Below are 24,383 nucleotides of genomic sequence, written 5' to 3'. Positions count from 1 at the left end.
ATCATGCAGACACGCCTCTTTTCCAAAAGCCTTCTGATGGCGCTCACCCTGGCTGTCGCGGCTTGCTCCAGCGACACCCGCTTTGCCACGCCCGCCGTGGAATCCACCGTCAAGATCGCGTCGCGCTACCGAAGCCTTGAGGTGGTCGAGGTGACGCTGCCCACCTATGCCGGGGCCGAGGATATCTACCTCCAGCAGCCCGATGGGGCTCTGAAACCGCTGGGGCCGCTCTGGGCGGATCTGCCGTCGCGCGCGATGACGCTGCAGCTCGCCCGCGATCTGGGCTCGATCACCGGTGCGACCGTGGCGCCGGAACCCTGGCCGTTCCGCGGATTTTCCGACGCGCGGGTCGATGTGCGGTTCGAGGAGATGGTTGCAACCTCTTCCGGGCAGTTCCGTCTGGCCGGTCAGTACTTTGTCGCGCCGGAACAGGAGGGGCGCGAACGCTCTGGCCGGTTCGCCATTGCCGTGCCGTTGCCAGAGGATGCAAGCGCCGCACAGATCGCCGCCGCCCGGGGTGTGGCAACCCTGCAGCTGGCTGAACAGATCGCAGGCAGCGCGCTACGCTAGGGCACGCGGTCCATCCCCCGGGGCTTTGCGCCTCGGGGCGGACTTTGGCCGCCGCTCTACACTCAGGTTCGAAGGCTCTGTAAAACGCCGGGCAGGGGGGGTAAAGCCGTTGATCCTTGGCGGTCAGTCTCTATGCTGCAGGCGCACAATCATCGGAATATATCATGGATTTCATCGCAAGCGCGACGTCCCTAGTGGGCGCAACAATGGTCATGCTGAGACGGATGAGCGCCCCGGCGGTGCAGGCCGTCGGACTGACGCCAAGCATCCCAGACGCGAAAGCACAGGGAATTATGACGCTGAAGATGCCCACTGCCAAAGGCTGGGCACCCGGGCATGTGCCCAAGGCCGCCGAGGGGCTAAAGGTCAACGCCTTTGCCAGCGGTCTTGCCCATCCGCGCTGGATTGAGGTGCTGCCCAACGGCGACGTTCTGGTCGCCGAAGCGCTGCAGCAGGAAAGCAAACCCGAATCGCTGATGGATCGTGCCATGCAGGCAACCATGCGACGCGCCAAGGCAATTGGCATCAGCGCCAACCGCATCAGCCTGTGGCGTGACCCCGACGGGGATGGCGTCGCCGAGGTGCGCGAGGTGTTTCTTGAGGGGCAGAACCAGCCGTTCGGCATGGCGCTGGTCGGGGATACGTTTTACGTTGGCAACACCGACGGCATCGTGGCCTTTCCCTATGTAGACGGCTCCTCCAAGATCGAAGGGCGGGGTCGCAAGCTGGTTGATTTCAAACCCGGTGGCCACTGGACGCGCAGCCTGATCGTGTCACCGGACAAGACCAAAATCTATGCCGGGGTCGGGTCGCTGTCGAACATCGGCGATGACGGGATGGAGGCCGAAGAGGGCCGCGCCGCGATCTGGGAGCTGGATCTGGCCACGGAAAAGGCACGCATCTTTGCCTCTGGTCTGCGCAATGCGGTCGGTACAGCATGGGAGCCGGTCACAGGCAAGCTCTGGACCGTGGTCAATGAACGCGACGGCCTGGGGGATGAGACGCCGCCGGATTATCTGACTTCGGTTCAGGACGGCGGGTTCTACGGCTGGCCCTATTGCTACTGGGGCAAGGTGGTGGATGATCGGGTCAAACAGAACGCGGATCTGGTTGCCCGCGCAATTACGCCAGATTACGCACTGGGCGGGCATACAGCCTCGCTCGGTTTGTGCTGGATGCCGTCGGGCACCTTGCCCGGGTTCGGCGACGGTATGGTGATCGGTCAGCACGGATCGTGGAACCGCTCCACGCTCAGCGGCTACAAGCTGATCTTTGTACCCTTTGCCGACGGACGCCCATCTGGCGCGCCGCGCGACATCCTCTGGGGGTTCCTGTCGGAGGATGAAAAGGTGTCTTACGGTCGCCCGGTGGGTGTGACCATCGGCCCGGACGGAAAATCGCTGCTGATGGCGGATGATGTGGGCGATGTGATCTGGCGGGTCACGGGCGCGTAAAGCATACCGCCTTGACCTGACCGCTTGGTCGCGGCCTGTCGGCTACTCCGCCAGCGCAAAAAACGATAAGTGTGTTTCAGCTTAGCCGTGGGACGCCATAGCAAAGGCCATCCAATCCCGGGCGCGCAAAAGTGCCGCCCGGGGGGGATTTGAGGTCAGTAGCCGACTGCCTGCCCATCCTTGCGCGGATCGGACCCGGCGATATAGCCGCCGGACTCCAGCTTTTGCACCAGCTGCGCACCGCCAAAGCCGAAGGCGCTGTCGGGCGCTTCGACCAGGATGTCATGACCCAGAGCAGTCAACGCCTCGCGGGTTTCGACCGGCAGCGCGGTTTCGACGGCAACTTCAAGACCTTTGGTGAACCGCCAGCGCGGCGCATCCACCGCCGATTGCACATCCTGCCCCCAAAGCTGGGTGCGCAGCGTCATGACCAGATGGCCCTGCGCCTGCATCGGCCCGCCCATCACACCAAAGCTCATCAGCGGCGCGCCGTCCTTCATCAGGAAACCGGGGATGATCGTCTGAAACGGACGTTTGCCGGGGGCGACCAGATTGGGATGGCCGGGTTTCAGCGAAAACCCCGCACCACGGTTCTGCAGGCTGATGCCGGTGTCGGGCACCACGACACCCGACCCGAACCCGGCATAGTTCGACTGGATAAACGACACCATCATGCCGCTGCTGTCCGCGGTGCTGAGGTAAACCGTGCCGCCGTTTTTCGGCACGCCTGACTTGAAATCCTGTGCTTGATCCGCGCGGATCAGCGCCGCGCGGCTGGCCAGATAGTCGCGGTCCAGAAGCGCCTCTGGCGTCACGTCCTGCATGTGCGGTCGGTCGGCGACGTAGGCGTAAAGGTCCGCAAAGGCGAGCTTGATCGCCTCGATCTGCAGATGCAGCGCCTCTGCATCATCGGGGCCAAAGTCGCGGATCCGCGTGTGATCTAGGATACCCAGAGCCATCAGCGCGGCAATGCCCTGACCGTTTGGCGGGATCTCATGCAGGGCGACATCGTCAAAACCCATCGAGATCGTCCCGCACCATTCCGGGGCAAAGGCGGCCAGATCCGCCTCGTTCAGTGCGGCGCCATGCGCGCGGGCAAAGGCGGCGATTTTTCCGGCCAGCGCCCCTTCGTAGAAATCGCGCCCCTTGGTTTCTGCGATCCGTGTCAGGCTTGCCGCCATTGCGGGGTTGGCAAACCGCTCGCCTGCTTTGGGCGCACGGCCACCGGGCATAAAGTTCTGTGCGAATCCGGGTTGGTCACCCAAAGTCGCAGCGCCAATCTCCCACAATTTGCCGACGATTGGCGAGACGGCAAAGCCGTTTTCGGCGTAGCGCACGGCAGGTTCCAGCAGCGTGGCAAAGTCGAGCTTGCCGAAACGCTCCGACAGCGCTGCCCAGGCCGCGACGGCCCCTGGCACGGTCACGCTGTTCCAGCCGCGGAACGGCACCGTGTCCTGCCCGGCGAAATAGTCGGGTGTCCAGCCCATTGGCGCGGGACCCGAGGCGTTCAGCCCGTGCAGCTCAGCGCCGTCCCACAGAATGCAGAAAGCATCTGAGCCCAGACCGTTACCGGTGGGTTCGACCACGGTCAGCACCGCCGCCGTCGCAATGGCCGCATCGACGGCATTGCCGCCCTTGGCCAGCATGGCAAGCCCAGCCTGTGCGGCCAGCGGATGAGAGGTCGCAACCATGTTGTCGGCCAGAACGGGTGAGCGCCGCGAGGCGTAAAGGGGATCGTGGCGCAGCTTCATGTCATGTCTTTCCTGTACGGTTTTGGCCTGTTCGTTTTTGGCAATCTGTCGAAATCCGGTCAATGGGATCACCGGGCGCCGACAAATCATAGGCCGCAGGATCAGGAAAGCCCAGAAGCCGCGAGGCGGCGCGCGCAGGGTGCCGACGGGGACCGCCCAGAAGACAGGCGAAATTTTATTCATTGGTCAAAAAACTATGCAAGTTTCTTGACCGTTTACAAATCCCGCCTCTAGGGTCAGCGTCATAACAACCCGCATTCCCGACAGTCAGAGGATACCCCATGCGCGACAGACGTCTTTCCCCGCACTCCGGCCTGATCAGCCGCCGTGGCCTGATGAAACGTTCGCTGGCCGCCGCTGCCGCGACCAGCCTGCCGTTGCGCGCCTTTGCGCAGGACCCGATCTCGGTTGCGGGCATCTACACCGTGCCGGTGGAACAGCAATGGGTCAGCCGCATCCATATCGCCGCCGAAGCCGCCAAGGCCGCCGGGCAGATCACCTATACTTTTTCCGAAAACACCGCCAACACCGACTATCCCCGCGTCATGCGCGAATATGCCGAAAGCGGGGTCAAGCTGATCGTGGGAGAGGTGTTCGGGGTCGAGACAGAGGCGCGCGAGGTTGTGCTGGACTATCCCGACACCGCCTTCCTGCTCGGCTCCTCCCTGCCTGCCGATCCGGAATACCCCAACCTTGCGGTGTTCGATAACTATATTCAGGACGCATCCTATCTGTCCGGGATCGTTGCGGGCGCGATGACACAGACCGGTAAGATCGGTATGGTCGGCGGCTTTCCCATCCCCGAAGTAAGCCGCCTGATGCATGCCTTTATGGCCGGTGTGAAGGAAACGCGCCCAGATGCGGAATTCCAGGTCAGCTTCATCGGGTCCTGGTTCGATCCGCCCAATGCCAAGGAAACGGCATTTGCGATGATCGAAGGCGGCGTTGACATGATCTATGCCGAACGCTTTGGCGTTTCGGATGCTGCGATGGAAAAAGGCATTCTGGCCATCGGCAACGTGATCGACACGCAGTCGGAATATCCCAAGACGGTTGTCGCCTCGGCGCTCTGGCATTTTGAACCGACCCTGCAGGCAGCACTTGCAAATATCGCGGCTGATGCCTTCAAGGCCGACAATTACGGCGTCTTTTCCTTCATGAAGGAAGGTGGGTGTTCGCTCGCCCCGCTGGGTACGTTTGCCGGCAAGGTGCCGCAAGGCGCGCTGGATCTGGTGACCGAGAGGGAAGCGGCGATTAAGGCAGGCACCTTTGTGGTTGAGATCAACGATACCGACCCGTCCATCTGATGACGGCCACACCTTTGGCGCAGGATGATCCCGTCCTGCGCCTGTGCAATATCACCAAACGCTTTGGCGCGCTGACGGCCAATGACGGCATCAGTTTTGACCTCGCTCGGGGGGAGGTCATGGCCCTGCTGGGTGAAAACGGCGCGGGCAAGACGACGCTGATGAACATCCTGTTCGGTCACTACAGCGCCGATGACGGATCGGTCGAGGTGTTTGGCCAGACGCTGCCACCCGGTCAGCCGGGGGCTGCGCTGCGAGCGGGCGTCGGCATGGTGCATCAGCATTTCACGCTGGCCGACAACATGACCGTGCTGGACAACATCCTGCTGGGCACCGAATCCCTCTGGAAGTTCGGATTGGGGCGTGGCGCGGCGCGGGCGCGTGTCGCGGCGCTGTCACGCGATTTCGGGCTGGAGGTGGATCCAGATGCGGTGATCGCCGCCCTGTCTGTCGGCGAACGGCAGCGGGTCGAGATCCTGAAGGCGCTCTATCGTGACGCCAGAATCCTGATCCTGGATGAGCCCACCGCCGTTCTGACGCCGCAGGAAACCGACGCGCTGTTCGACACCCTGCGCCGCGCTGTCGCCCTGGGCCTGTCGGTGATCTTCATCTCGCACAAGTTGCATGAGGTCATGGCGATTTCGACCCGTGTTCTTGTGCTGCGCCACGGCCGTCTGGTGGGCGCTGTGGCGACGCAAGATACCGACCGTCACAAGCTGGCCGAAATGATGGTCGGCGCTGAAATCATCCCTCCCGCACCGTCCAAAGCCACCCCCGGCGTGCCCTTGCTGATGCTGAACCGGGTCACCACCGCTGGCCTGCGTGATGTGTCGCTGACGCTGCGCGCGGGGCAGATCACGGGGCTGGCGGGTGTGTCGGGCAACGGGCAGGGGGCCTTGGCCGATCTGCTGTCGGGGCTTGCCGTGCCGAGGGCCGGCACGCTGGAAATTGCCGGGGACACCGTCACGGACTGGACGCCGCGCCGCGCCATTGCCGCCGGGATCGGGCGTATCCCCGAAGACCGCCACAAGACAGGCACGATCGCCGATTTCACCCTGACCGAAAATGCGATTCTGGAAACCTATGCCGATATTCCCAACAGCCGCTATGGCTGGATGGACTGGCGCGGCGCAGAGCAGCGTGCAGAAGCGATCATCGCGCAATATGACATCCGCTGCCCGGGGCCGGGCACCCGCATCCGTCTGCTGTCGGGGGGCAACATGCAAAAGCTGATCCTTGGCCGCGTGCTTGAGGAATCGCCCCGCGTGATCCTTGCCAATCAGCCCGTCCGGGGCCTTGATATCGGCGCTGTCACCTATGTGCAGAACCAGCTGCTAAATGCGCGCGATTCCGGCGCCGCCGTTCTGCTGATTTCCGAGGATCTGGACGAGATCCTGACGCTGTCGGATGTGATCCATGTGATTTCCGAGGGGCGGCTGTCGCCCGCCTTTCCACGCGGCACCATGAAACCGGCGGATCTGGGCCAATGGATGGCCGGGCAGGGGTTCGAATATGCGGCTTGAGGCGATTGCCAACCCGACGCTGGCGCGATCCATCGGCCTGCCGGTGCTGGCCTTGGTGGCGACCTTTGTGGTCGGCGGTATGCTTGCCATGCTTGCCGGGGCCAACCCGCTGCTGACCTTCGGTCTGATCCTCAAGGGCGCGGCAGGATCAAAATTCGCCCTGCTGGAAACGCTGAACCGCGCCACGCCGCTGATCTTTACCGGTCTGGCCGTGGCTGTCGCTTTTCGTGCCAGGCTCTGGAACATCGGTGCCGAGGCGCAGCTTTATGCCGGGGCGCTGGTCACCATCCTGATCGGGACCAAGCTGGCGCTGCCGGGCGTGGTGCTGATCCCTCTGATGGGCATCGGCGCACTGGTTGCCGGGGGACTCGTGCTGCTGGGGCCAGTGCTGCTGAAAACCCGGCTGGGGGTGGATGAGGTGGTGACCACGCTGCTGCTGAATTTCATCATGCTCTTGGTGATTTCCATGTTGCTTGAGGGGCCGCTGAAGGACCCGATGGGCATGGGCTGGCCAAAATCCGAGGCGATCCCAAGGGACGCCCGCCTGCCGCGTCTGGTTGAAGGACTGCGCCTGCACTGGGGCTTTGGCATCGCCATCCTCTCGGCGATTGTGGTTTGGGTGATCCAGACCCGCACCACGCTGGGCTATGAAATCCGCGCCGTTGGCCTGAACGCCGCCGCTGCGCGGTTTGCGGGTATTCCGGTGGGCAAGGTCATGATCAAGACCGCGCTGCTGTCCGGTGGCCTCGCGGCGCTCGCAGGGTTTTCCGAGGTGGCGGGCCTCAGGGGCACCCTGACGCTCGATCTCTCGCCCGGTTTTGGCTACACGGGCATCGTCGTTGCGATGCTGGCCCTGCTCAATCCGCTGGGCGTCGTGGTCTCGGCCATCTTTGTCGCGGGCATCTTTGTCGGCGCCGACGGGATGAGCCGCGCGGCCGAGGTGCCGACCTATATCGCCGATATCCTGCTTGCCACGGCGCTGCTGTTCATGGTGCTGGCAATCCTTCTGACCAAATTCAGGGTGCTGCGCGGATGAATGAGATCGTCGATATCCTGATCTCGGCCAGCTTCTGGGCTGCCATTCTGCGCATTGCCTCTCCGCTGATCTTTGCCACGATGGGCGAACTGATCTGCGAACGCGCCGGGGTGCTGAACCTCGGGATCGAGGGGATCATGGTCATGGGGGCTTTTGCCGGCTGGATTGCGGTCTACGCCGGTCTGCCGCTCTGGGGCGGCGTGGCGGTGGCGATGCTGTCGGGCATGGCCTTCGGGTTGATCCATGCGGTGCTGACGGTGCCCTTTGGCCTGTCACAGCATGTGGTGGGCATCGGCATCACGCTGATCGCCACATCCTCGGCCTATTACGCCTACCGGCTCAGCCTGCCCGAAGTCACCTCCCCGCCGCGCATTGAACCGTTTCAGCCCGTGGATATCCCCGGTCTGTCGGACATTCCTTTCATCGGCACCGCGCTGTTTTCGCAAACTCCGCTGACTTATTTCGCCTTCTTCACCGTGCTGGTGGTTGCCTTTGTCCTCTATCGAACGCCGCTCGGTCTTGCCCTGCGCGCCGTCGGGGAAAACCCTTCGGCGGTCGAGGCGCAGGGCCTGTCTGTCACCGCCCTGCGCATGGGGGCGGTCATCGTGGGATCGGGGCTGATGGCGGTCGGCGGCGCCTTCCTGACGCTGTCGGCCTTTTCGTCGTTCTTCTTTGAGATGGTGAACGGGCGCGGCTGGATCTGCATCGCCTTGGTTGTCTTTGGCGCCTGGTCACCGTCCAAGGCGATGATGGGCGCGCTGCTGTTCGCGGGCTTTGATGCGCTGCAGGTGCGGTTGCAGCAGACGTCATTCGGTGCGATGGTGCCTTATCAGGTGTTCCTGATGATCCCATACATCCTGTCCATTCTGGCGCTTGTCCTGATGTCGCGCCGCGCAAACGTGCCGGCGGCTCTGATGGTGCCTTACAATCGCGGAGAACGCTGATGGCCGATTTCGATCTTCTGGTGAAAGGTGGCACGCTGCCCGACGGGACCGAGGGCGATATCGGCATTCGCGGTGACCGGATCATCGCCATAGGCGCACTGGCCGGGGCGCAGGCAGGCGAGGTGATTGATGCCACCGGCGATCTGGTCGCGCCGCCCTTTGTGGACCCGCATTTTCATCTGGATGCAACGCTCAGCTATGGCACACCGCGCATCAACGCCTCTGGCACCCTGCTCGAAGGGATCAGCCTGTGGGGAGAGTTGCGCCAGACTGCCACGGTGGACGAGATGGTTGAGCGCGCGCTGACTTATTGCGACTGGGCGGTGTCCATGGGCCTGCTGGCGATCCGCAGCCATGTGGACACGACGCCCGATCACCTCAACACCGTGACCGCGATGCTTGAGGTGCAGCGCATCGTGAAACCCTATCTTGATCTGCAACTGGTCGCCTTTCCGCAGGACGGGCTCTACCGCTCACCCACCGGGCGGGCCAACCTCTTGCGCGCACTCGACATGGGGGTGAACGTCGTGGGCGGTATCCCGCATTTTGAACGTACGATGGACGAGGGGCGCGCCTCTGTGCGTGATCTTTGCGAGATTGCCGCCGAACGCGGCCTGCCCGTCGATCTGCATTGCGACGAAAGCGATGATCCCCTCAGCCGTCATATCGAAACCCTCGCTTATGAGACTCAGCGCCTGGGGCTGCAGGGTCGGGTGGCGGGATCGCATCTGACCTCGATGCATTCGATGGACACCTACTATGTCTCCAAACTGCTGCCCCTGATTGCCGAGGCGCAAGTATCTGCCATCCCCAACCCGCTGATCAACATCACCCTGCAGGGGCGGCATGACAGCTATCCCAAACGGCGCGGTCTGACCCGGGTCAGGGAAATGCAGGCCCAAGGCATCACCGTCGGCTGGGGGCAGGATTGCGTGCGCGATCCCTGGTATTCTCTTGGAACGGGCGACATGCTGGATGTCGCCTTCATGGGGTTGCATGTGGCGCAGATGACCTCTCCGGCCGAGATGCAGCGCTGTTTCGACATGGTCACGGTAGAAAACGCGCGGATTATGGGGCTGGCGGATTATGGGCTGGTCAAGGGCGCTGTAGCCTCTCTGGTGGTGCTCGATGCGGGCAATGCGACAGAGGCGGTGCGCCTGCGCCCCGACCGGCTGGCGGTTGTGTCCAAAGGGCGCGTGGTTTCGCGCAAGACCCGCAACGATGCACGGCTTGCGCTGGATGGTCGGCCCGGGTCCGTGCGCCGTCGGCACTGAGCTCACGTCAGAAACCTAGCGCAGCCCGGCACACCAGCGTTTCGGGTTTAACTTTAGACAACGGGTATCGGATTTCGCGTTCGACCAAGGGGAGAGACCGCGAATATCCGATCCAAGTTTAGCCCGAAACTCTTTAGGCAAAAGATGCCGGGCGAACGCCTGCCCGCCCGGCATCCCTACCGATCTACCGCCGCTTCATCGCATCCATCAGCGCAGAACCAAAGGCGCCGGGCGCGTCGCTTTTTGGGGGCGCGGCAGAGGTCACCGGTTTGCCCTTGCCCTGCGGTTTGCTGTTCTTTGGCCCGCGTTCGGCCTGATCTTCGCGTGCAGAAGAACCGCCATCCTTGCGCATGCTCAGCCCGATGCGTTTGCGCGGAATGTCCACCTCGGTCACGCGAACGCGCACCACATCGCCGGCCTTGACCACCTCATGCGGGTCCTTGACGAATTTGTCGGCCAGCTGGCTTACATGCACCAATCCGTCCTGATGCACGCCGATGTCCACAAACGCACCAAAGGCCGCGACATTGGTCACAGTGCCTTCCAGCACCATGCCGGATTTCAGATCCTTGATATCCTCGACCCCGTCGGCAAACACCGCCGTCTTGAAGCTGGGGCGCGGATCGCGGCCCGGCTTTTCCAGCTCTGACAGGATGTCGCGCACCGTGGGCAGGCCGAACGAGTCGTCCACGAACTGTTCTGCCCGCACTCCGCTCAGTGCGGTAGGATCGCCCATGATCGCGCGCAGATCCCGTCCGCAGGCCTTCACGATCTTGCGCGCCACGCCGTAAGCTTCGGGGTGGACAGACGACGCATCCAGCGGCTCGGCCCCGTCGCGGATGCGCAGGAAACCGGCGCATTGCTCGAACGCCCGTGGCCCCAGCCGCGCGACCTTCAAAAGCTCCTTGCGCGACTTGAACGCACCGGATGCGTCACGATGCGCCACAATCGCCTCGGCCAGTCCCGGCCCCAGGCCCGACACATGGGCAAGCAAGGGGGCAGAGGCAGTGTTAAGGTCGACGCCCACGGCGTTCACCGCATCCTCGACCACCGCCTCCAGCGATTTGTCCAGCCGCGACTGGTCCACATCATGCTGATACTGCCCGACGCCAATGCTCTTGGGTTCGATCTTGACCAGCTCGGCCAGCGGGTCCTGCAAGCGGCGCGCAATCGACACCGCACCCCGCAGGGACACATCCAGATCGGGGAATTCACGCGCCGCCAGTTCCGATGCGGAATAGACCGATGCCCCGGCTTCGGACACAATCACCTTGGTGGGTTTCTGCACACCGGACGGCAGATGGGACAGCGTATCGGTGACCAGCCTTTCCGTCTCGCGGCTTGCCGTGCCGTTGCCGATGGCGATCAGTTCAACACCATGCACCGTGATCAGCCGCGCAATCGCCGCCTCTGCGCCGCGCAGATCATTCTTGGGCTGGAACGGATACAGCGTTTCGGTCGCCAGCACACGGCCCGTTGCATCGACCACCGCCGCCTTGACCCCGGTGCGGATGCCCGGATCCAGACCCAGCGTCGCGCGCGCCCCCGCAGGGGCGGCCAGCAGCAGATCCTTTAGGTTGCGGGCAAACACCTCGATCGCCTCTTCATGCGCCCGTGCGCGCAGATCGCCCAACAGGTCCAGCATCATGGTCGAACTCAGCTTGACCCGCCATGTCCAGCCTGCAATCTTGCGCAGCCATGTGTCGCCCGGCCCATTGCCCGGAATGCCGATGTATTTGCACAAAATGCCTTCGGCCCGCGCGGCCCCGGTTTCCGGCTCCGGCGCGATGTCCACATAGACCACACCCTCTTTCGACGCGCGCAGCATCGCCAGTGCGCGGTGTGACGGGACCTTCGACCAGGGTTCGGAATGCGCGAAATAGTCCGAAAATTTGGCCCCTTTCTCTTCCTGCCCTTCGATCACCCGTGCGCTCAGCACCGCTTCTTTCTGCATGAAATCGCGCAGATCCCCCAGCAGGGCGGCGTTCTCGCTCAGCCGTTCGGACAGGATGTCGCGTGCGCCCTCAAGCGCCTGTTTCACCTCTGGCACGGCCTCGGACAGATAGGTACGGGCCAGCGCCTCTGGATCGGTGCCACGCGTGGCCAGAATCGCCTCAAGCAGCGGCTCAAGCCCATTTTCCCGCGCGATCATCGCCTTGGTGCGCCGCTTGGGCTTGAACGGCAGGTAAATGTCTTCCAGCACCGATTTCGTCTCGGCCCCGGCCAGCGCGCGGGCCAGCGCATCGGTCAGCTTGTCCTGCGACCGGATCGAGTCGAGGATTGCCGCGCGGCGCGATTCCAGCTCGCGCAGATAGGTCATGCGGTCGTTGAGCTTGCGCAGCTGCGTGTCATCGAGCCCGCCTGTCGCTTCCTTGCGGTAGCGTGCGACAAACGGCACGGTTGCGCCACCATCCAGCAGGGCAATGGCCGAGGCAACCTGATCGGGCCGTGCGGCGATCTCGGTCGCGATGGTCTGTGCGATACGCGTTGCGGTGTCCATGGGCGCCTCCTGTGAGCATGCGGGAGCCGAGACATACCGCCGCTTCAGCCGAAGTCCAAGGGGGATAGGGCAGGGTGGCAGGCGGGCGCTCATTCTGCGCATCATCGCTTTTGCCGCCTCTTCCCTCTGCTTTGTGTTGTGTCCTGTCGCGCAACGCGGCATCTGGGACGTGTGAACAGGACAGCCGACAGGACATTCCCGGTGCGCAAAGACATGACAGGCCAGCCCCGGCCCCGATTTGACCGGATGGCGCGTGCGGCGCTGATCCTCTGCGCCCTGCTTCCCCCCGGCAGCACAGCCGCCGACACCCTGCCAAGGGTTGCGTCGATGAACCTCTGCACCGATCAGCTTGTCCTGCTGCTGGCCGATCCCGATCAGATCCTGTCGCTGTCCCGGCTGGCGGGCGATCCGCGCTCTTCCTCCATGGCGACAGAGGCCACAGAGTATCTGCAGAACAGCGGTGGCGCTGAGGAGATTTTTGCCCTGAAACCGGATGTCGTTCTGGCCGGGCGCTATTCTGACCCGACCGTGGTGGCGATGCTGCGCCGTCTGGGCCTGCAGGTCGAACAAATCCCGATCACCTCTGCCCTGTCCGACATCCCGCAGCAGATCCGCGCGGTCGGGGTCGTGCTGCATCAAGAGACCCGCGCCGAAGCGCTGGCAGCGGGTGTCGATGCCCGCATCGCCGCCCTTGGCATCGCGCCGCCGGATGCGCCGGTTGCGGCCTTTTTCTATCCCAACGGCTATTCTCTGGGGGCGGATACGCTCAGCAATGACATCGTAACGCACGCGGGGTTTCGCAATCTGGCGCAGATGCTGGGCATGGCGGGCGGCGGTCGGCTGTCGCTGGAACAGCTGGTGGAACATGCGCCGGATGTACTGATTTCTGCGCCGCGCTATCCGGGACAGTCACGGTCCGAAGACCTTGCCTTTCACCCCGCGCTGGCGGGCTACGCTCAGGCGGGTCGGGTTGTCTACAGCTCGTCCGACTGGGTCTGCGGCACGCCCCTCACCCTGCGGGCAGTTGCGGATGTCGCGGCTGTCCGCGCAACACTGGAGGGCGAACAATGACCGCACGGGCGATCATGATTCAGGGCACCGGGTCCAACGTCGGCAAATCCATGCTGGTGGCCGGGCTTTGCCGCGCTGCGCTGCGCCGGGGCATCTCCGTCGCCCCGTTCAAGCCGCAGAACATGTCCAACAACGCCGCCGTCACCGAAGATGGCGGAGAGATCGGTCGCGCCCAGGCCTTGCAGGCGCTGGCCTGTGGCCGTGCGCCCAGCGTGCATATGAACCCCGTCCTGCTGAAACCCGAAAGCGATACCGGATCGCAGGTGGTCATTCAGGGCCGCGCGGTCAGCCGGATCGCGGCGCGCGACTTTGGCGCTGCGCGTGGCGCCCTGCTGGCGCCCGTGCTGGACAGCTTTGCACGGCTGGCGCAGAGTGCCGATCTGATCATCGTCGAGGGGGCGGGCAGCCCGGCGGAAACCAACCTGCGCCGGGGGGATATCGCCAACATGGGCTTTGCCCGCGCTGCCCGAGTGCCGGTGGTGCTGGCGGGCGATATCGACCGTGGCGGGGTGATCGCGCAGATTGTCGGCACGCAGGTGGTGCTGGACCCCGAAGATGCCGCAATGGTTGCGGGCTTCGTGATCAACAAGTTTCGCGGTGATGTCTCTCTGTTCGACGCGGGCTATGCGGATATCGAAACCCGCACCGGCTGGCGTGGTTTCGGCGTGCTGCCGTGGTTCCGCGACGCCCATCTGCTGCCGGCCGAGGATGCGGTGGATCTGACCCGCGCCAAAGGTGACGGCGCGTTTCACATCGTCTGCCCGATGCTGTCGCGGATTGCCAATTTCGATGACCTCGACCCGCTGGCGGCGGAACCCGGTGTGCGGCTGACCATGGTGCCCCCCGGGCGGCCCTTGCCCGGCGATGCGGATCTGGTGATCCTGCCGGGCACAAAATCCACACGCGGGGATCTGGATTTTCTGCGCGCGCAGGGCTGGGATATCGACATTGCCGCGCATCTGCGCCGGGGCGGGCGTGTGCTGGGCCTGTGCGGCGGCTATCAGATGCTCGGCCAGCGGATCAACGACCCCGCGGGACTCGAAGGCGCGCCGGGATCAACGCCGGGTCTGGGCCTGCTGGACGTCGAAACAGAGATGGCAGCGGACAAGACCCTGACCCGCGTTTCTGCCCGGCATGAGGGCACGGGGACAGATTTCAACGGCTATGAAATCCATATCGGGCGCACCAATGGCCCGGATTGCGCGCGCCCCTTTGCCCGGATCGGCGGCAGTGCCGAAGGCGCGCAATCGCCAGACGGTCAGGTCATGGGCAGCTATCTGCATGGCCTTTTCTCGGACGACGGCTTTCGTGCTGCCTGGCTCGCGCAGCAGGGCGCGGCCTCCGGCGCGACTTCCTATGGCAAGACGATCGAGGATACGCTTGATGCCCTTGCCGATCATATGGAACGTCACCTCGACGTTTCTGCCCTTTTTGACGCGGCGGCGCTGATTGCGCTGCCCCAGACCTGAGCTGGGAGCACCATGGAAAACCTCGCGCTTGTCACCGGTGGTGCTAAATCCGGCAAGAGCCGCTTTGCCGAAGGCCTTGTGCGGGCGATGGGCGCTCAGCCCATCTATATCGCGACGGCCGAGGCGCTGGATGAAGAGATGTCGCACCGCATCGCCGCCCATCTGCTGCAGCGCGGGCCGGGCTGGCACACGGTCGAGGAACCGCTGGACCTGTGTGGCGCCCTGCAACGCACCGACGGGCGCGGCCCGCGTCTGGTCGATTGCCTGACGCTGTGGCTGTCCAATCTGATGATGCAGGATCTGGATATCGACGCCGCGCTTGCGGACTTGTCACAGACCCTCAAGGCCCAGACCAGCCCGGTGGTGATGGTCACCAACGAGGTCGGATCGGGCATCGTGCCCGACAATGCACTGGCACGTGCCTATCGCGACAGCTGCGGCGCCATGAACCAGCGCATTGGCGCCGTGGTCGACCGGATCGACCTTGTGGTCTGCGGTCATCCGCTGCGGGTCAAGTAGTGATCCGCAGCGTGGCGTAACCCGGACAGGGTCAGGCCCGAGAAATCGCCCGCCCGCGCGCCGCGTTTCGACGTTGGCCCAAGACAATGGTCCATCGCCTTTCGCATTCAAATCTCTGATCTGACGCCGCGAAAGGCAACTCAGGTTTACATCCAAACGCTGTAGGCTGGCGAACTTTCAGGCGTCACGCCTTGGCTTTATCCTCGCCTTCGTCCTTATCGGCTTCCTTGTCCGAATCATCCTTTTCCTTGTTCGGAAATTCGATGTTGATCTCAAGGCTCGACCATTCGTCGCCGCGATCCATCTTGATCTCGACAGCGTCCTTGTCGATCTTCATGTGGCGCCGGATCACTTCAAGGATCTCACGCTGGAGTTCCGGCAGAAAGTCAGGGGCAGGGCCGCTGCCGCGCTCATGCGCAAGCAGGATCTGAAGGCGGTCCTTGGCTGTTTGTGCCGACTTGGTTTTGCGGGGGCGGAAGATAAAGCCAAACATGCTTAGCCCGTCCGTCCGAAGAGGCGCTGGAACAGCCCGGGGCGCTTGTCCGAGGCAAGGCGCATCTCGACCTCTTCGCCCGTCAGGCGCGCAACCGCATCCATATAGGCTGCGGATGCCGCAGAAGGCTCATCCATCGTGACCGGAACGCCTTCGTTGGACGCACGCAGCACAGCAGGACTTTCCGGCACGATACCCAGCAGCGGCACGGCCAGAATCTCAAGCACGTCATCGACCGTCATCATCTCGCCCCTGGCGATGCGCTGCACGTCATAGCGTGTCAGCAGCACCTGCGCCTTGATCGGCTCGGCGCCCGGGCGTTCCGCGCGGGCGGTCTTGCTGCTCAGCAGGCCAAGAACGCGGTCGCTGTCACGCACCGACGACACTTCGGGGTTGGTGACCACAACAGCCTCATCCGCGAAATACATCGCCATCTGGGCGCCGCGCTCGATCCCGGCGGGGCTGTCGCAGACGATGTATTCGAATTCGTCGCGCAGCTCGTTCAGAACCTTCTCGACGCCCTCTTTGGTCAGCGCATCCTTGTCGCGAGTCTGCGAGGTGGGCAGGATGAACAGGTTTTCAAGGCGCTTGTCCTTGATCAGCGCCTGTTTCAGACGCGCATCCCCCTGAATCACGTTGATAAAGTCGAACACGACCCGGCGTTCGCAGCCCATGATCATGTCGAGGTTGCGCAGACCCACGTCAAAGTCGATCACAACTGTCTTGTGCCCGCGCTGGGCCAGTCCCGCGCTGATTGCGGCGGCAGAGGTTGTCTTGCCCACGCCGCCCTTGCCCGAGGTGATCACGATGATCTTGCCCTGCACCTTGGGTTTCTGTGTCAAATTCGATGTCATCCAAGTGTCTCCACACAAAGCCGTTCATCCTGAAGAAAGACCTGTACGCTGCGTTTGCGTATCTCTTGCCCCAGGTTTTCACTGGTCCGGTACAGCCCGGCCACTGCCAATAGTTCTGCATCCATGTTCTGGCAGAAGATCCGCGCTTCCGTATCGCCATGACAGCCTGCCATGGCCCGCCCGCGCAGGGTGCCGTAGATATGGATGTTGCCCCGGGCGATCAGCTCTGCGCCGGACGCCACAGGCCCGATCACCACCAGATCGCCATGCTCAGCCACCACCGTCTGACCCGAACGGATCGGCACGGTCACCGTGCGCGTAACGGCAGTGGGCTGCTTTTCAGTTGTTCCCGCGCTGCGACGCCTTTCCGGGCGATCATCGCGCAGCGGTGCATCGCGTCCGGGGGGGACGGCGATCAGACCGGCCTCTTCGGCGGCGGCCAGCTGCATATCGCTGGCATTCTGCACGCCGAAGGCATTGAATTTGCGCGCCTTCAGATTGGCGACGAGATCCTTCATCTCCGTGGACCGGGTCAGGCTGTCAGCGCCATCCAGATCTAGGATCAGGGGCGCATCAACCAGAAAATGCGGCCTCTGGCGCAGCATGTCATCCAATGCCGCGTAAAAGTCGTCATCCGGCAGTCCGCCGTCAATCTTCAGCGCCACGGCGGTCAGGAACCTGCCGCGAATATTTATAGGCCGCACCGATGTGCGGGACTCTGCGCGATGGTCCGGTGGTGTATCCTTGGCCACGTTCAACTGCTGCTCCTGCTCAGGGCTTGTGACAGATTCGAGTCTGTAACATTTCGGTCGTGTCTATGCGCTGGGGGCTGCGCGGTCCACCTCATGTTAAGCAGATATTTCCGTTCGGCAAAGCCGCGCCTGCAGATTCACGCCTCTCGACGTGCGCAAAGCGGCAGTTGTGGGCGGACAAGTCTTGTAAAAGGTGTTTTAACATCCATATGCCATCCATGTGGATGGAGAAATTAGAATGTCGACTGTAAGACAGATCAGGGACAGGGTGCCCGACAGCGAAAAGATCACCATCAATCTGGGGTTTGTCGACCTTGGCCGGGTGGATCTTCTGGTGCAGGAGGGATTTTACTCCAACCGCAGCGACTTTATCCGCACTGCCATCCGCAACCAGCTCGACACACATGGCGATACTGTGGCGCGGTCGATCGAACGTCACACGATGGACCTGGGCCTGCGCGACTATTCCGTCGCAGATCTGGAATCCGTCAAGGCTGCAGGTGAAATCCTGCATATCAAGGTTGTGGGGCTGGCCCGGATCGCCCCCGATGTGACGCCCGAACTGGCGTTGCAAACCATCGGATCGCTGACCGTACTGGGTGCGTTGCAAGCCAGTGCAGCGGTCAAGAAAGCCTTGGCCGAGCGTATCATATGACGTGCCGCAGATGGTCACGCAGGCACAAAAGTGCACAGGACCACAGCACTCCAAAAGACCAGAAATTTCCTGAAGGATCAAAGAGATGACCAAAATATTCGACGGCGCCGCGCGTGCCATGCCCCGGGGTGTCCGTCAGACGCACCTGTCGGCGGCCAGTGATCTGGTGAAACGCACACTTGCCGAACGCGGCCTGGCCACACCCGCGGGCGGCATGTCCTCGGCGGGCTTTGTGGGCTCGCTCATGCAGAACACTCACAACACCATGCAGACGATGATGTCGCATATGCAGGGCCTTGGCGGGGATGTGGGGCAGGACAGCACTGTTCTCGCAGGCGATGTCATGCAGCCGGGCAGCTTTACCTGTGCGGCTGGCACGCGAAACTATCGCAGCTATGTGCCCAAATCGGTGGAGCAGGGCGTGACCGGGCTGGTCGTGATGCTGCACGGCTGTACCCAGAATCCCGAAGATTTTGCCGCAGGCACCGGGATGAACGCGCTGGCAGAAACTCACCGTTTCATCGTGCTCTACCCGGAACAGGCGCGCGGCAACAATGCGCAGTCCTGCTGGAACTGGTTCAGCCCCAATGATCAGCGCCGCGACAGGGGCGAACCGGCGATCTTGGCCGGCATGACACGGCAGGTGGCGCAGGCCCATGGCGTGCCTGCGGGCCGGACCTTTGTGGCGGGCCTGTCGGCCGGGGGCGCGATGGCGATGATCCTGGGCGATACCTATCCGGATGTCTTTTCCGCCATCGGTGTGCATTCCGGCCTGCCCACGGGGGCGGCGCATGACGTCGCTTCGGCCTTTGCGGCGATGCAGGGCAATGGTCCCGATATCACCCCTCCGGTCTCGGGCAGGCAGACCCCGCGCACCATTCTTTTTCAGGGCAGCGCGGATTCCACCGTGCACCCGGTGAATGCAGAGCGGATCTATCAGCACGCCTTGGCCCGCGGCGCAGCGCAGACCCTGCATGACGAAACCACCGGCACCATCGAAGGGCGCAGCTATCAGCGCAAGACGGTGACCACCCCGGACGGCGCGGTCACGCTTGACTATTGGCACATCGACGGTCTGGGCCATGCCTGGTCCGGCGGACAGGCGGCGGGATCTTTCACCGACGCCAAAGGCCCCGATGCCAGCGCCGAAATGGTGGGTTTTTTCTTTGAAACCAGCAAAGGCGCTGCCTGATGGCAAACATGTCCCTGACCTTTGACGCGGTCGCCGAACCAACCCCCGGTCCGAAATGGCAGGCCCGCTGGACGCGGTCCTGGCCTGCTTACAAGGCATGGTTCCTGTCGCGAAACGGCGATGCGGGGCCTTCTGCGACTGCCTGCCGCAAGGCGTTGAAGACGCATATGCCCGAACTGGTGCCGGTCTATGAAGATCTTGTTGCGCTGGCCGGGGGTGGCGACAGGGCGGCGCGGTTCCTGTCCACCTGGTGCCCGCCGAAATACCTCGGCGGCTGCTCGCTCGCCGCGATGTCGCAGGGGGACGAGGTGCGACTGCTGCGCAATTACGACCTGTCGCCGGATCTGAACGAAGGGCTGCTGCTGCGCACAGAATGGGGCGGCAGACCGGTGATGGGGATGGTGGAATTCCTCTGGGGGTTGTCGGACGGGATCAATGACGCGGGACTGAGTATCGCGCTGGCCTATGGCGGGCGGTCGGACACGGGCCCGGGGTTCGGGATCACGACGATCCTGCGCTATGTGCTGCAAACTTGCGACACTGTTGCCGACGCACTTGCCGTGCTGCACCGCGTGCCGTCGCATATGGCCTATAACCTCGTACTGGCCGACGCGACGGGCGCCACCGCCAGCGTCGAGATGATCGCGGGCGGCGGCATGCGCCGGATGCCAATGGCGATCGCGACCAACCACCAAAGCGGCAAGGATCTGCCTGACCGGGCACCCTTCACCCGGACCTATGAACGCCACGCGCATCTGTCGCGCTTGCAGGTCGCGCCAGAGGCCCTGAAACATCAATTCCTGCAGCACCCCCTGCATCAGGACCGCTATATCGAAGGCTTTGGCACTCTGTTCACTGCAGAGTACAATCCCGGGACGCGGGCCATGAGCCTGCTTTGGCCAAAGGCGCGCTGGGATCAGTCACTGGCAGCCTTCAAAGAGGGCCGTCGCGTTGTCGATTATGCCCGTGGACGGGTGTCAGAGGCACCGCACTCAGAGCCTGAGCAGACGTCCGAGCCGCATGACTGGAGCCGCGCTGCGCAGATCGACTGGCAGGCGCTTGCGCGTGACTACGCAAGTGGCTGCGGACAAGATGTGCAGTGTTACCTGCCAAACTGAGCGGGCTTGGATTTATCAAACTGACGGGGCGCGCTGGATGAGGGTCTGGCGTGCCCCGTTTGCCATTTCGGCTTGAGGCCGGGCAGGTCACGCAGACTGCTCCCCCGGCGATGACGCGCAGGGACACGGGAGATTAACAAAGCCCAATCCCGCCGAAAATCCACCATTGTCACAAATCCGAGTTCTACGCAGGCTAAGACATCCGCAAGGAACCCCAAGGCGTGGATGGATCTGTGCGGCACCGGACAATATTCCTCTCGGACGTTCACCTCGGCACATCGGGGTGTCAGGCCGGCATGCTGCTGGACTTTCTCAAACACAACCGCGCCGACACGATCTATCTGATCGGCGACATCGTTGATGCCTGGCGGCTGCGGCGCGGCTGGTTCTGGCCTCAGGCACATGATGACGTCGTGCAGGACCTGTTGGCGCGCGCCCACGACGGGGTGCGGATCTGCTATGTGCCCGGCAACCATGACGAGGTTTTGCGCAACTACCTTGGTACCCATTTCGGCGGGATCGAGGTGGTCGAAACCGCCCCCCACGTCACCGCCGATGGCCGCCGCCTGCTGATCACCCATGGCGATCAGTTCGACTCCATCGTGGTCAACGCCAAATGGCTCGCCCATCTGGGGGACCGCGCCTATGAATTCGCGCTCTGGCTCAACACATGGCTGAACCGGGCGCGCAGGCTCTGGGGCGGGCAATACTGGTCGCTGTCCAACTGGGCCAAGCAACAGGTCAAGCAGGCCGTCAGCTTCATCAGCGAATACGAGGCGGTGCTGGCGGACGAGGCGCGCCGCAAGGGATTTGACGGTGTGATCTGCGGCCACATCCACGCGGCCTGCATCCGCAAGATCGATGAACTTGACTACATCAACACCGGCGACTGGGTCGAAAGCTGCACCGCCGTTGTCGAATCCGCCGATGGCAGCCTGCATCTGATCGACTGGGCTGCCGAAATGCGCCGTCGCGAGACACCGCAAGGCCGCCTCGCGCGCCGCAGCCAGAACCGCCAGAAACAAAAAGAAGTGGCCTGATAGACATGACCGATACCCCCGATGTCACCGGACAGCTGGGTGCCGCCGTGCACCAGAACAGCGCCCTGAACCGCACCGGCCTGCTGGAACGGCTGTTTTCGCATCTGTTCACCGGGCTGGTCTATCCTCAGATCTGGGAGGATCCTGTGGTTGATATGGCCGCGCTGACCCTTCAGCCGGGTGAGGATGTGTTCTGCATCGCCTCAGGGTCCTGTAACGCGATGTCGTACCTTACCGCAAACCCCGGATCGGTCACGGCGGTGGATCTGTCGCCCGCCCATGTGGCGCTGGGGCGGCTCAAGATCGCAGCCGCCCAGCATCTGAGCCAGGAAGAGTTCTTTGATTTCTTTGTCCATGCTGACCGCCCTGCCAATGTCACGCTCTATGATCAAAGGCTCGCGGCGCAGCTTGATGCGGACAGCCGTGCCTTTTGGGACGCGCGCGTTTTGGGCCGTCGCCGCATCAGCATGTTCGCGCGGGGCTTTCACCGCTTCGGTCTGCTGGGCCGGTTTCTGGGCGTGGTGCACATCGTCTCACGCCTCGGCGGGCTGACCTATGGCCCGCTGCTGGCCGCGCAAAGCCTTGAAGAACAGCGCGCCTTTTACGAAACCCGGATCCTGCCGGTGCTCGACTCCGGCCCCGTGCGCTGGATGGCGCGGCGCCGCGCCTCGCTCTTCGGCCTTGGCATTCCGCCTGCGCAATATGACAAGCTGGCCGCCGATGGCGGCGGGGATGTCCTGCCCGTGCTCAAGGAACGGGTGCGCAAGCTTGCCTGCGATTTCCCGATTGGTGAAAACTACTTTGCCTGGCAGGCCTTTGGCCGCAGATATGCGCCGGTGGGGCAGGGGTCGCTGCCGCCCTATCTGGACCCCCGGCACTTTGACATCCTGCGGAGCGGCGCGTGCAGGTTCACCATCCTCAACCGTTCGATGACCGACCTGCTGGGGGAAAGTGACGCCGGATCGCTGGACGCCTATGTGCTGCTTGATGCGCAGGACTGGATGAATGATGATCAGCTCAACGCCCTGTGGCAGCAGATCAGCCGAACCGCCCGGCCCGGCGCGCGGGTGATCTTTCGCACCGGCGGGGCGGATGACATCCTGCCCGGACGGCTCGACCCATCCGTCCTGAACCGCTGGTGCTATGATGCAGCGGCCTCAGCAACCGGCTTTGCCAATGACCGCTCCGCCATCTACGGCGGCTTCCACCTTTACCGCTTTCAGGGCTGACCAGATGAGCGAGACACAGGCCCATGCCGCCCTGATGGACAGCACCTACCGCTACCAGCGGCGGATCTATGACATCACGCGCCGCCACTACCTTCTGGGACGTGACCGGCTGGTGGCAGAGCTTGCGCCGCCCCCCGATGGCCGCGTGCTTGAAATCGCCTGCGGCACCGGGCGCAATCTGCAGCGGATCGCACAGACCTATCCGGGCCGCGCATTGTGCGGCTTGGACATCTCGCAGGAAATGCTGCGCTCTGCCCGGGCCAAGCTGGGCGATCAGGCGCGGCTGGTTCAGGCCGATGCCTGCGATTTCGACGGTGATGCCCTGTTCGGCCCCGGCGGGTTCGACCGTGTGGTGCTGTCCTACAGCCTGTCGATGATCCCCGACTGGCAGGCCGCCTTGTGTCAGGCCGCAACCCAGCTGCGCCCGGGAGGACAACTGCATGTGGTTGATTTTGGCGGTCAGGACGGTCTGCCCCGCTGGTTTCGCAGCGGTCTGCACCTCTGGCTGGGGCGGTTTCACGTCACACCGCGCGCGGATCTGCAGGATAAGATGCAGGCGGTTGCCCGTCTTCTTGGGCTGACACTGCAGTTTCGCCCGCTTTTTCGGGATTATGCCCGCTACGGCGTGCTCAGCCGCCCCGACAGCGTCTCAGGGTAACGCCGAAACGCTTTGCCACCCGCTGCACGGACCGCAGATCGGTATGGGGGGCAATACCGCCCCCCGGCGTCTTCAGCCGTTGTGTTTGGGATAGATAAAGCCGTTCACCGGATAGACGCTGCCAAAGCTGCTCGGCTCGCTCGCCAGACGCACGGCGGACCAGTCGTTGCGTTCAGACACATCAATCACCGGCATTTTCAGCGACACCTCGTTGCGGTGCCAGTTCGCGTGATCGACCAGCACTTCGCGGGGCGAAATGACCTGGGACACCACGGCCACATGGCCCATCGGCATGCTGCCTGTCGATTTGAACGCCATCACGGCACCCACTTCTGGTTCTGCGCCGCGGTCATATAGACCCGTTGCCTTGCTCCACCATGTTTCGGCGTTGCCGCGGATATCGACGCCACTGGCATTGCGGGCGAAAGGCACGCACCAGACGCGTTGCCCCTTGGCGCGCAAGGCCTTTGCCTCATTCAGCGCAAGCGTCTGTCGCGCCGGATCAAGACCGGCACGAGAGGATTGGGTGGACACTGTGGGCCCTGGCTTTGCACAGGCGGCACAGAGTAGAAGCAAAACGCAAAAACTGCTCAGCTTGCGTTTCGACGGTGCGGCGTATTCTACGCTCATTCGTCTTCGTCCCTCAGTCTTTTGTTGTTCGTGGACATCTGATCGACGATGTCTTCATTTTGATGACATTCTATTACAATTAGTTGATTAAAACTTTATAAAGCAAAGCGCGTTTTTCGGCACCGGCAGGTTCCCGCCCATGGCAACTTTTCTTGCCCGTATTTTTCGCAGCCTGTGTCTCGGCCACTTTGCGCCACGTCAGGGCGCTCTGTTCCCGACCGGGCGGCGGCGGCGGGGCCGTCAGCCCTTGACCTCTTGGTCCTGAACAGAAACAAACAGGTTCGAATTCTGAATCCAACCGACCCGGACCGGGGCCACCTTGGCGGCTGTTTCGCGGCAGGAGA

General features: G+C 63.2%; 22 protein-coding genes. 16 read left to right on the top strand and 6 right to left on the bottom strand.

Annotation, left to right across the window (positions count from 1 at the left end; translation table 11 throughout):
• Positions 1-3 precede the first annotated feature (3 nt).
• Both P775_RS11910 and P775_RS11905 read left to right on the top strand, forming a co-directional pair.
• Positions 4-570 carry a PqiC family protein gene (locus tag P775_RS11910; protein ID WP_099911200.1) on the top strand — a complete coding sequence of 189 codons (567 nt, stop codon included), beginning with the start codon at positions 4-6 and terminating at the stop codon, positions 568-570.
• Between the two features lie 164 nt (positions 571-734).
• Entirely contained in the window at positions 735-2,024 is a 1,290-nt protein-coding gene (locus tag P775_RS11905; RefSeq protein WP_099911217.1) for a PQQ-dependent sugar dehydrogenase, read from the top strand.
• 155 nt (positions 2,025-2,179) lie between these two features.
• Here the strand turns inward: P775_RS11905 and P775_RS11900 are convergent, their stop codons facing one another.
• Complete coding sequence (locus P775_RS11900) at positions 2,180-3,775, bottom strand: gamma-glutamyltransferase family protein (protein ID WP_099911216.1); 1,596 nt, start codon at positions 3,773-3,775, stop codon at positions 2,180-2,182.
• A gap of 281 nt (positions 3,776-4,056) precedes the next feature.
• Between P775_RS11900 and P775_RS11895 the strand changes: the two genes are divergently transcribed.
• From P775_RS11895 to P775_RS11875, 5 genes are read left to right on the top strand one after another with little or no spacing between them, the layout of a single operon-like run.
• The gene (locus tag P775_RS11895) at positions 4,057-5,082 is read left to right on the top strand and encodes a BMP family protein (protein ID WP_099911199.1); all 1,026 of its coding nucleotides are present in this window, start codon (positions 4,057-4,059) and stop codon (positions 5,080-5,082) included.
• Positions 5,082-6,605, top strand: coding sequence for an ABC transporter ATP-binding protein (locus P775_RS11890; protein ID WP_099911198.1), 1,524 nt, complete (start codon positions 5,082-5,084; stop codon positions 6,603-6,605). Before P775_RS11895 ends, P775_RS11890 begins: the two co-directional genes overlap by 1 nt.
• On the top strand, positions 6,595-7,641 hold the full coding sequence (locus P775_RS11885) for an ABC transporter permease (protein ID WP_099911197.1): 1,047 nt from the start codon (positions 6,595-6,597) through the stop codon (positions 7,639-7,641). The genes P775_RS11890 and P775_RS11885 overlap by 11 nt, the downstream gene beginning before the upstream one ends.
• Positions 7,638-8,585 carry an ABC transporter permease gene (locus tag P775_RS11880; RefSeq protein ID WP_099911196.1) on the top strand — a complete coding sequence of 316 codons (948 nt, stop codon included), beginning with the start codon at positions 7,638-7,640 and terminating at the stop codon, positions 8,583-8,585. The genes P775_RS11885 and P775_RS11880 overlap by 4 nt, the downstream gene beginning before the upstream one ends.
• On the top strand, positions 8,585-9,859 hold the full coding sequence (locus tag P775_RS11875; protein ID WP_099911195.1) for an amidohydrolase family protein: 1,275 nt from the start codon (positions 8,585-8,587) through the stop codon (positions 9,857-9,859). Before P775_RS11880 ends, P775_RS11875 begins: the two co-directional genes overlap by 1 nt.
• Before the next feature lie 184 nt (positions 9,860-10,043).
• Here P775_RS11875 and P775_RS11870 read toward each other — a convergent pair whose 3' ends face one another.
• Positions 10,044-12,359: a Tex family protein gene (locus P775_RS11870; protein WP_099911194.1), complete on the bottom strand. Its 2,316-nt coding sequence runs from the start codon at positions 12,357-12,359 to the stop codon at positions 10,044-10,046.
• A 201-nt stretch (positions 12,360-12,560) separates the two neighbouring features.
• On the opposite strand from P775_RS11870, the gene P775_RS11865 reads away from it, so the two are divergent.
• The 3 genes from P775_RS11865 to cobU are packed head-to-tail and all read left to right on the top strand — an operon-like array spanning position 12,561 to position 15,418.
• Positions 12,561-13,430, top strand: a complete 870-nt coding sequence (locus P775_RS11865) for an ABC transporter substrate-binding protein (protein WP_245875655.1) — start codon at positions 12,561-12,563, stop codon at positions 13,428-13,430.
• Positions 13,427-14,899, top strand: a complete 1,473-nt coding sequence (locus tag P775_RS11860; protein WP_099911193.1) for a cobyric acid synthase — start codon at positions 13,427-13,429, stop codon at positions 14,897-14,899. The genes P775_RS11865 and P775_RS11860 overlap by 4 nt, the downstream gene beginning before the upstream one ends.
• Positions 14,900-14,911: 12 nt before the next feature.
• A complete protein-coding gene (gene cobU / locus P775_RS11855; RefSeq protein WP_099911192.1) occupies positions 14,912-15,418 on the top strand; it encodes a bifunctional adenosylcobinamide kinase/adenosylcobinamide-phosphate guanylyltransferase in 507 nt (168 codons plus the stop codon).
• 184 nt (positions 15,419-15,602) lie between these two features.
• Here cobU and minE read toward each other — a convergent pair whose 3' ends face one another.
• Genes minE through minC form a run of 3 tightly spaced genes read right to left on the bottom strand, consistent with a single transcriptional unit; the run spans position 15,603 to position 17,517 of the window.
• Positions 15,603-15,911 (bottom strand): cell division topological specificity factor MinE, encoded by a 309-nt coding sequence (gene minE / locus P775_RS11850; RefSeq protein ID WP_099911191.1) that lies wholly within the window; start codon positions 15,909-15,911, stop codon positions 15,603-15,605.
• A 2-nt stretch (positions 15,912-15,913) separates the two neighbouring features.
• Positions 15,914-16,765: a septum site-determining protein MinD gene (minD, locus tag P775_RS11845; protein ID WP_099911190.1), complete on the bottom strand. Its 852-nt coding sequence runs from the start codon at positions 16,763-16,765 to the stop codon at positions 15,914-15,916.
• Positions 16,762-17,517: a septum site-determining protein MinC gene (minC, locus tag P775_RS11840; RefSeq protein ID WP_342749648.1), complete on the bottom strand. Its 756-nt coding sequence runs from the start codon at positions 17,515-17,517 to the stop codon at positions 16,762-16,764. The genes minD and minC overlap by 4 nt, the downstream gene beginning before the upstream one ends.
• A 238-nt stretch (positions 17,518-17,755) precedes the next feature.
• On the opposite strand from minC, the gene P775_RS11835 reads away from it, so the two are divergent.
• From P775_RS11835 to P775_RS11810, 6 genes are all read left to right on the top strand, one after another.
• Positions 17,756-18,172 (top strand): CopG family transcriptional regulator, encoded by a 417-nt coding sequence (locus P775_RS11835; RefSeq protein WP_099911189.1) that lies wholly within the window; start codon positions 17,756-17,758, stop codon positions 18,170-18,172.
• An 85-nt stretch (positions 18,173-18,257) separates the two neighbouring features.
• Complete coding sequence (locus P775_RS11830) at positions 18,258-19,364, top strand: extracellular catalytic domain type 1 short-chain-length polyhydroxyalkanoate depolymerase (RefSeq protein WP_099911188.1); 1,107 nt, start codon at positions 18,258-18,260, stop codon at positions 19,362-19,364.
• Positions 19,364-20,482, top strand: a complete 1,119-nt coding sequence (locus tag P775_RS11825; protein WP_099911187.1) for a C45 family autoproteolytic acyltransferase/hydrolase — start codon at positions 19,364-19,366, stop codon at positions 20,480-20,482. The genes P775_RS11830 and P775_RS11825 overlap by 1 nt, the downstream gene beginning before the upstream one ends.
• Positions 20,483-20,703: 221 nt before the next feature.
• Positions 20,704-21,522 carry a UDP-2,3-diacylglucosamine diphosphatase gene (locus P775_RS11820; RefSeq protein WP_245875653.1) on the top strand — a complete coding sequence of 273 codons (819 nt, stop codon included), beginning with the start codon at positions 20,704-20,706 and terminating at the stop codon, positions 21,520-21,522.
• A gap of 5 nt (positions 21,523-21,527) precedes the next feature.
• Positions 21,528-22,751, top strand: coding sequence for a BtaA family protein (locus tag P775_RS11815; protein ID WP_099911186.1), 1,224 nt, complete (start codon positions 21,528-21,530; stop codon positions 22,749-22,751).
• 4 nt (positions 22,752-22,755) lie between these two features.
• Positions 22,756-23,409, top strand: a complete 654-nt coding sequence (locus tag P775_RS11810; RefSeq protein WP_099911185.1) for a class I SAM-dependent methyltransferase — start codon at positions 22,756-22,758, stop codon at positions 23,407-23,409.
• Between the two features lie 72 nt (positions 23,410-23,481).
• Here P775_RS11810 and P775_RS11805 read toward each other — a convergent pair whose 3' ends face one another.
• Positions 23,482-24,039: a CHAP domain-containing protein gene (locus P775_RS11805; RefSeq protein ID WP_099911184.1), complete on the bottom strand. Its 558-nt coding sequence runs from the start codon at positions 24,037-24,039 to the stop codon at positions 23,482-23,484.
• Positions 24,040-24,383 lie beyond the last annotated feature (344 nt).

Source organism: Puniceibacterium antarcticum (genome assembly GCF_002760615.1).
Classification (GTDB): domain Bacteria; phylum Pseudomonadota; class Alphaproteobacteria; order Rhodobacterales; family Rhodobacteraceae; genus Puniceibacterium; species Puniceibacterium antarcticum.
Note: the sequence above shows the minus strand (reverse complement) of the source record. Positions and strands in the feature narration are given on the sequence as shown.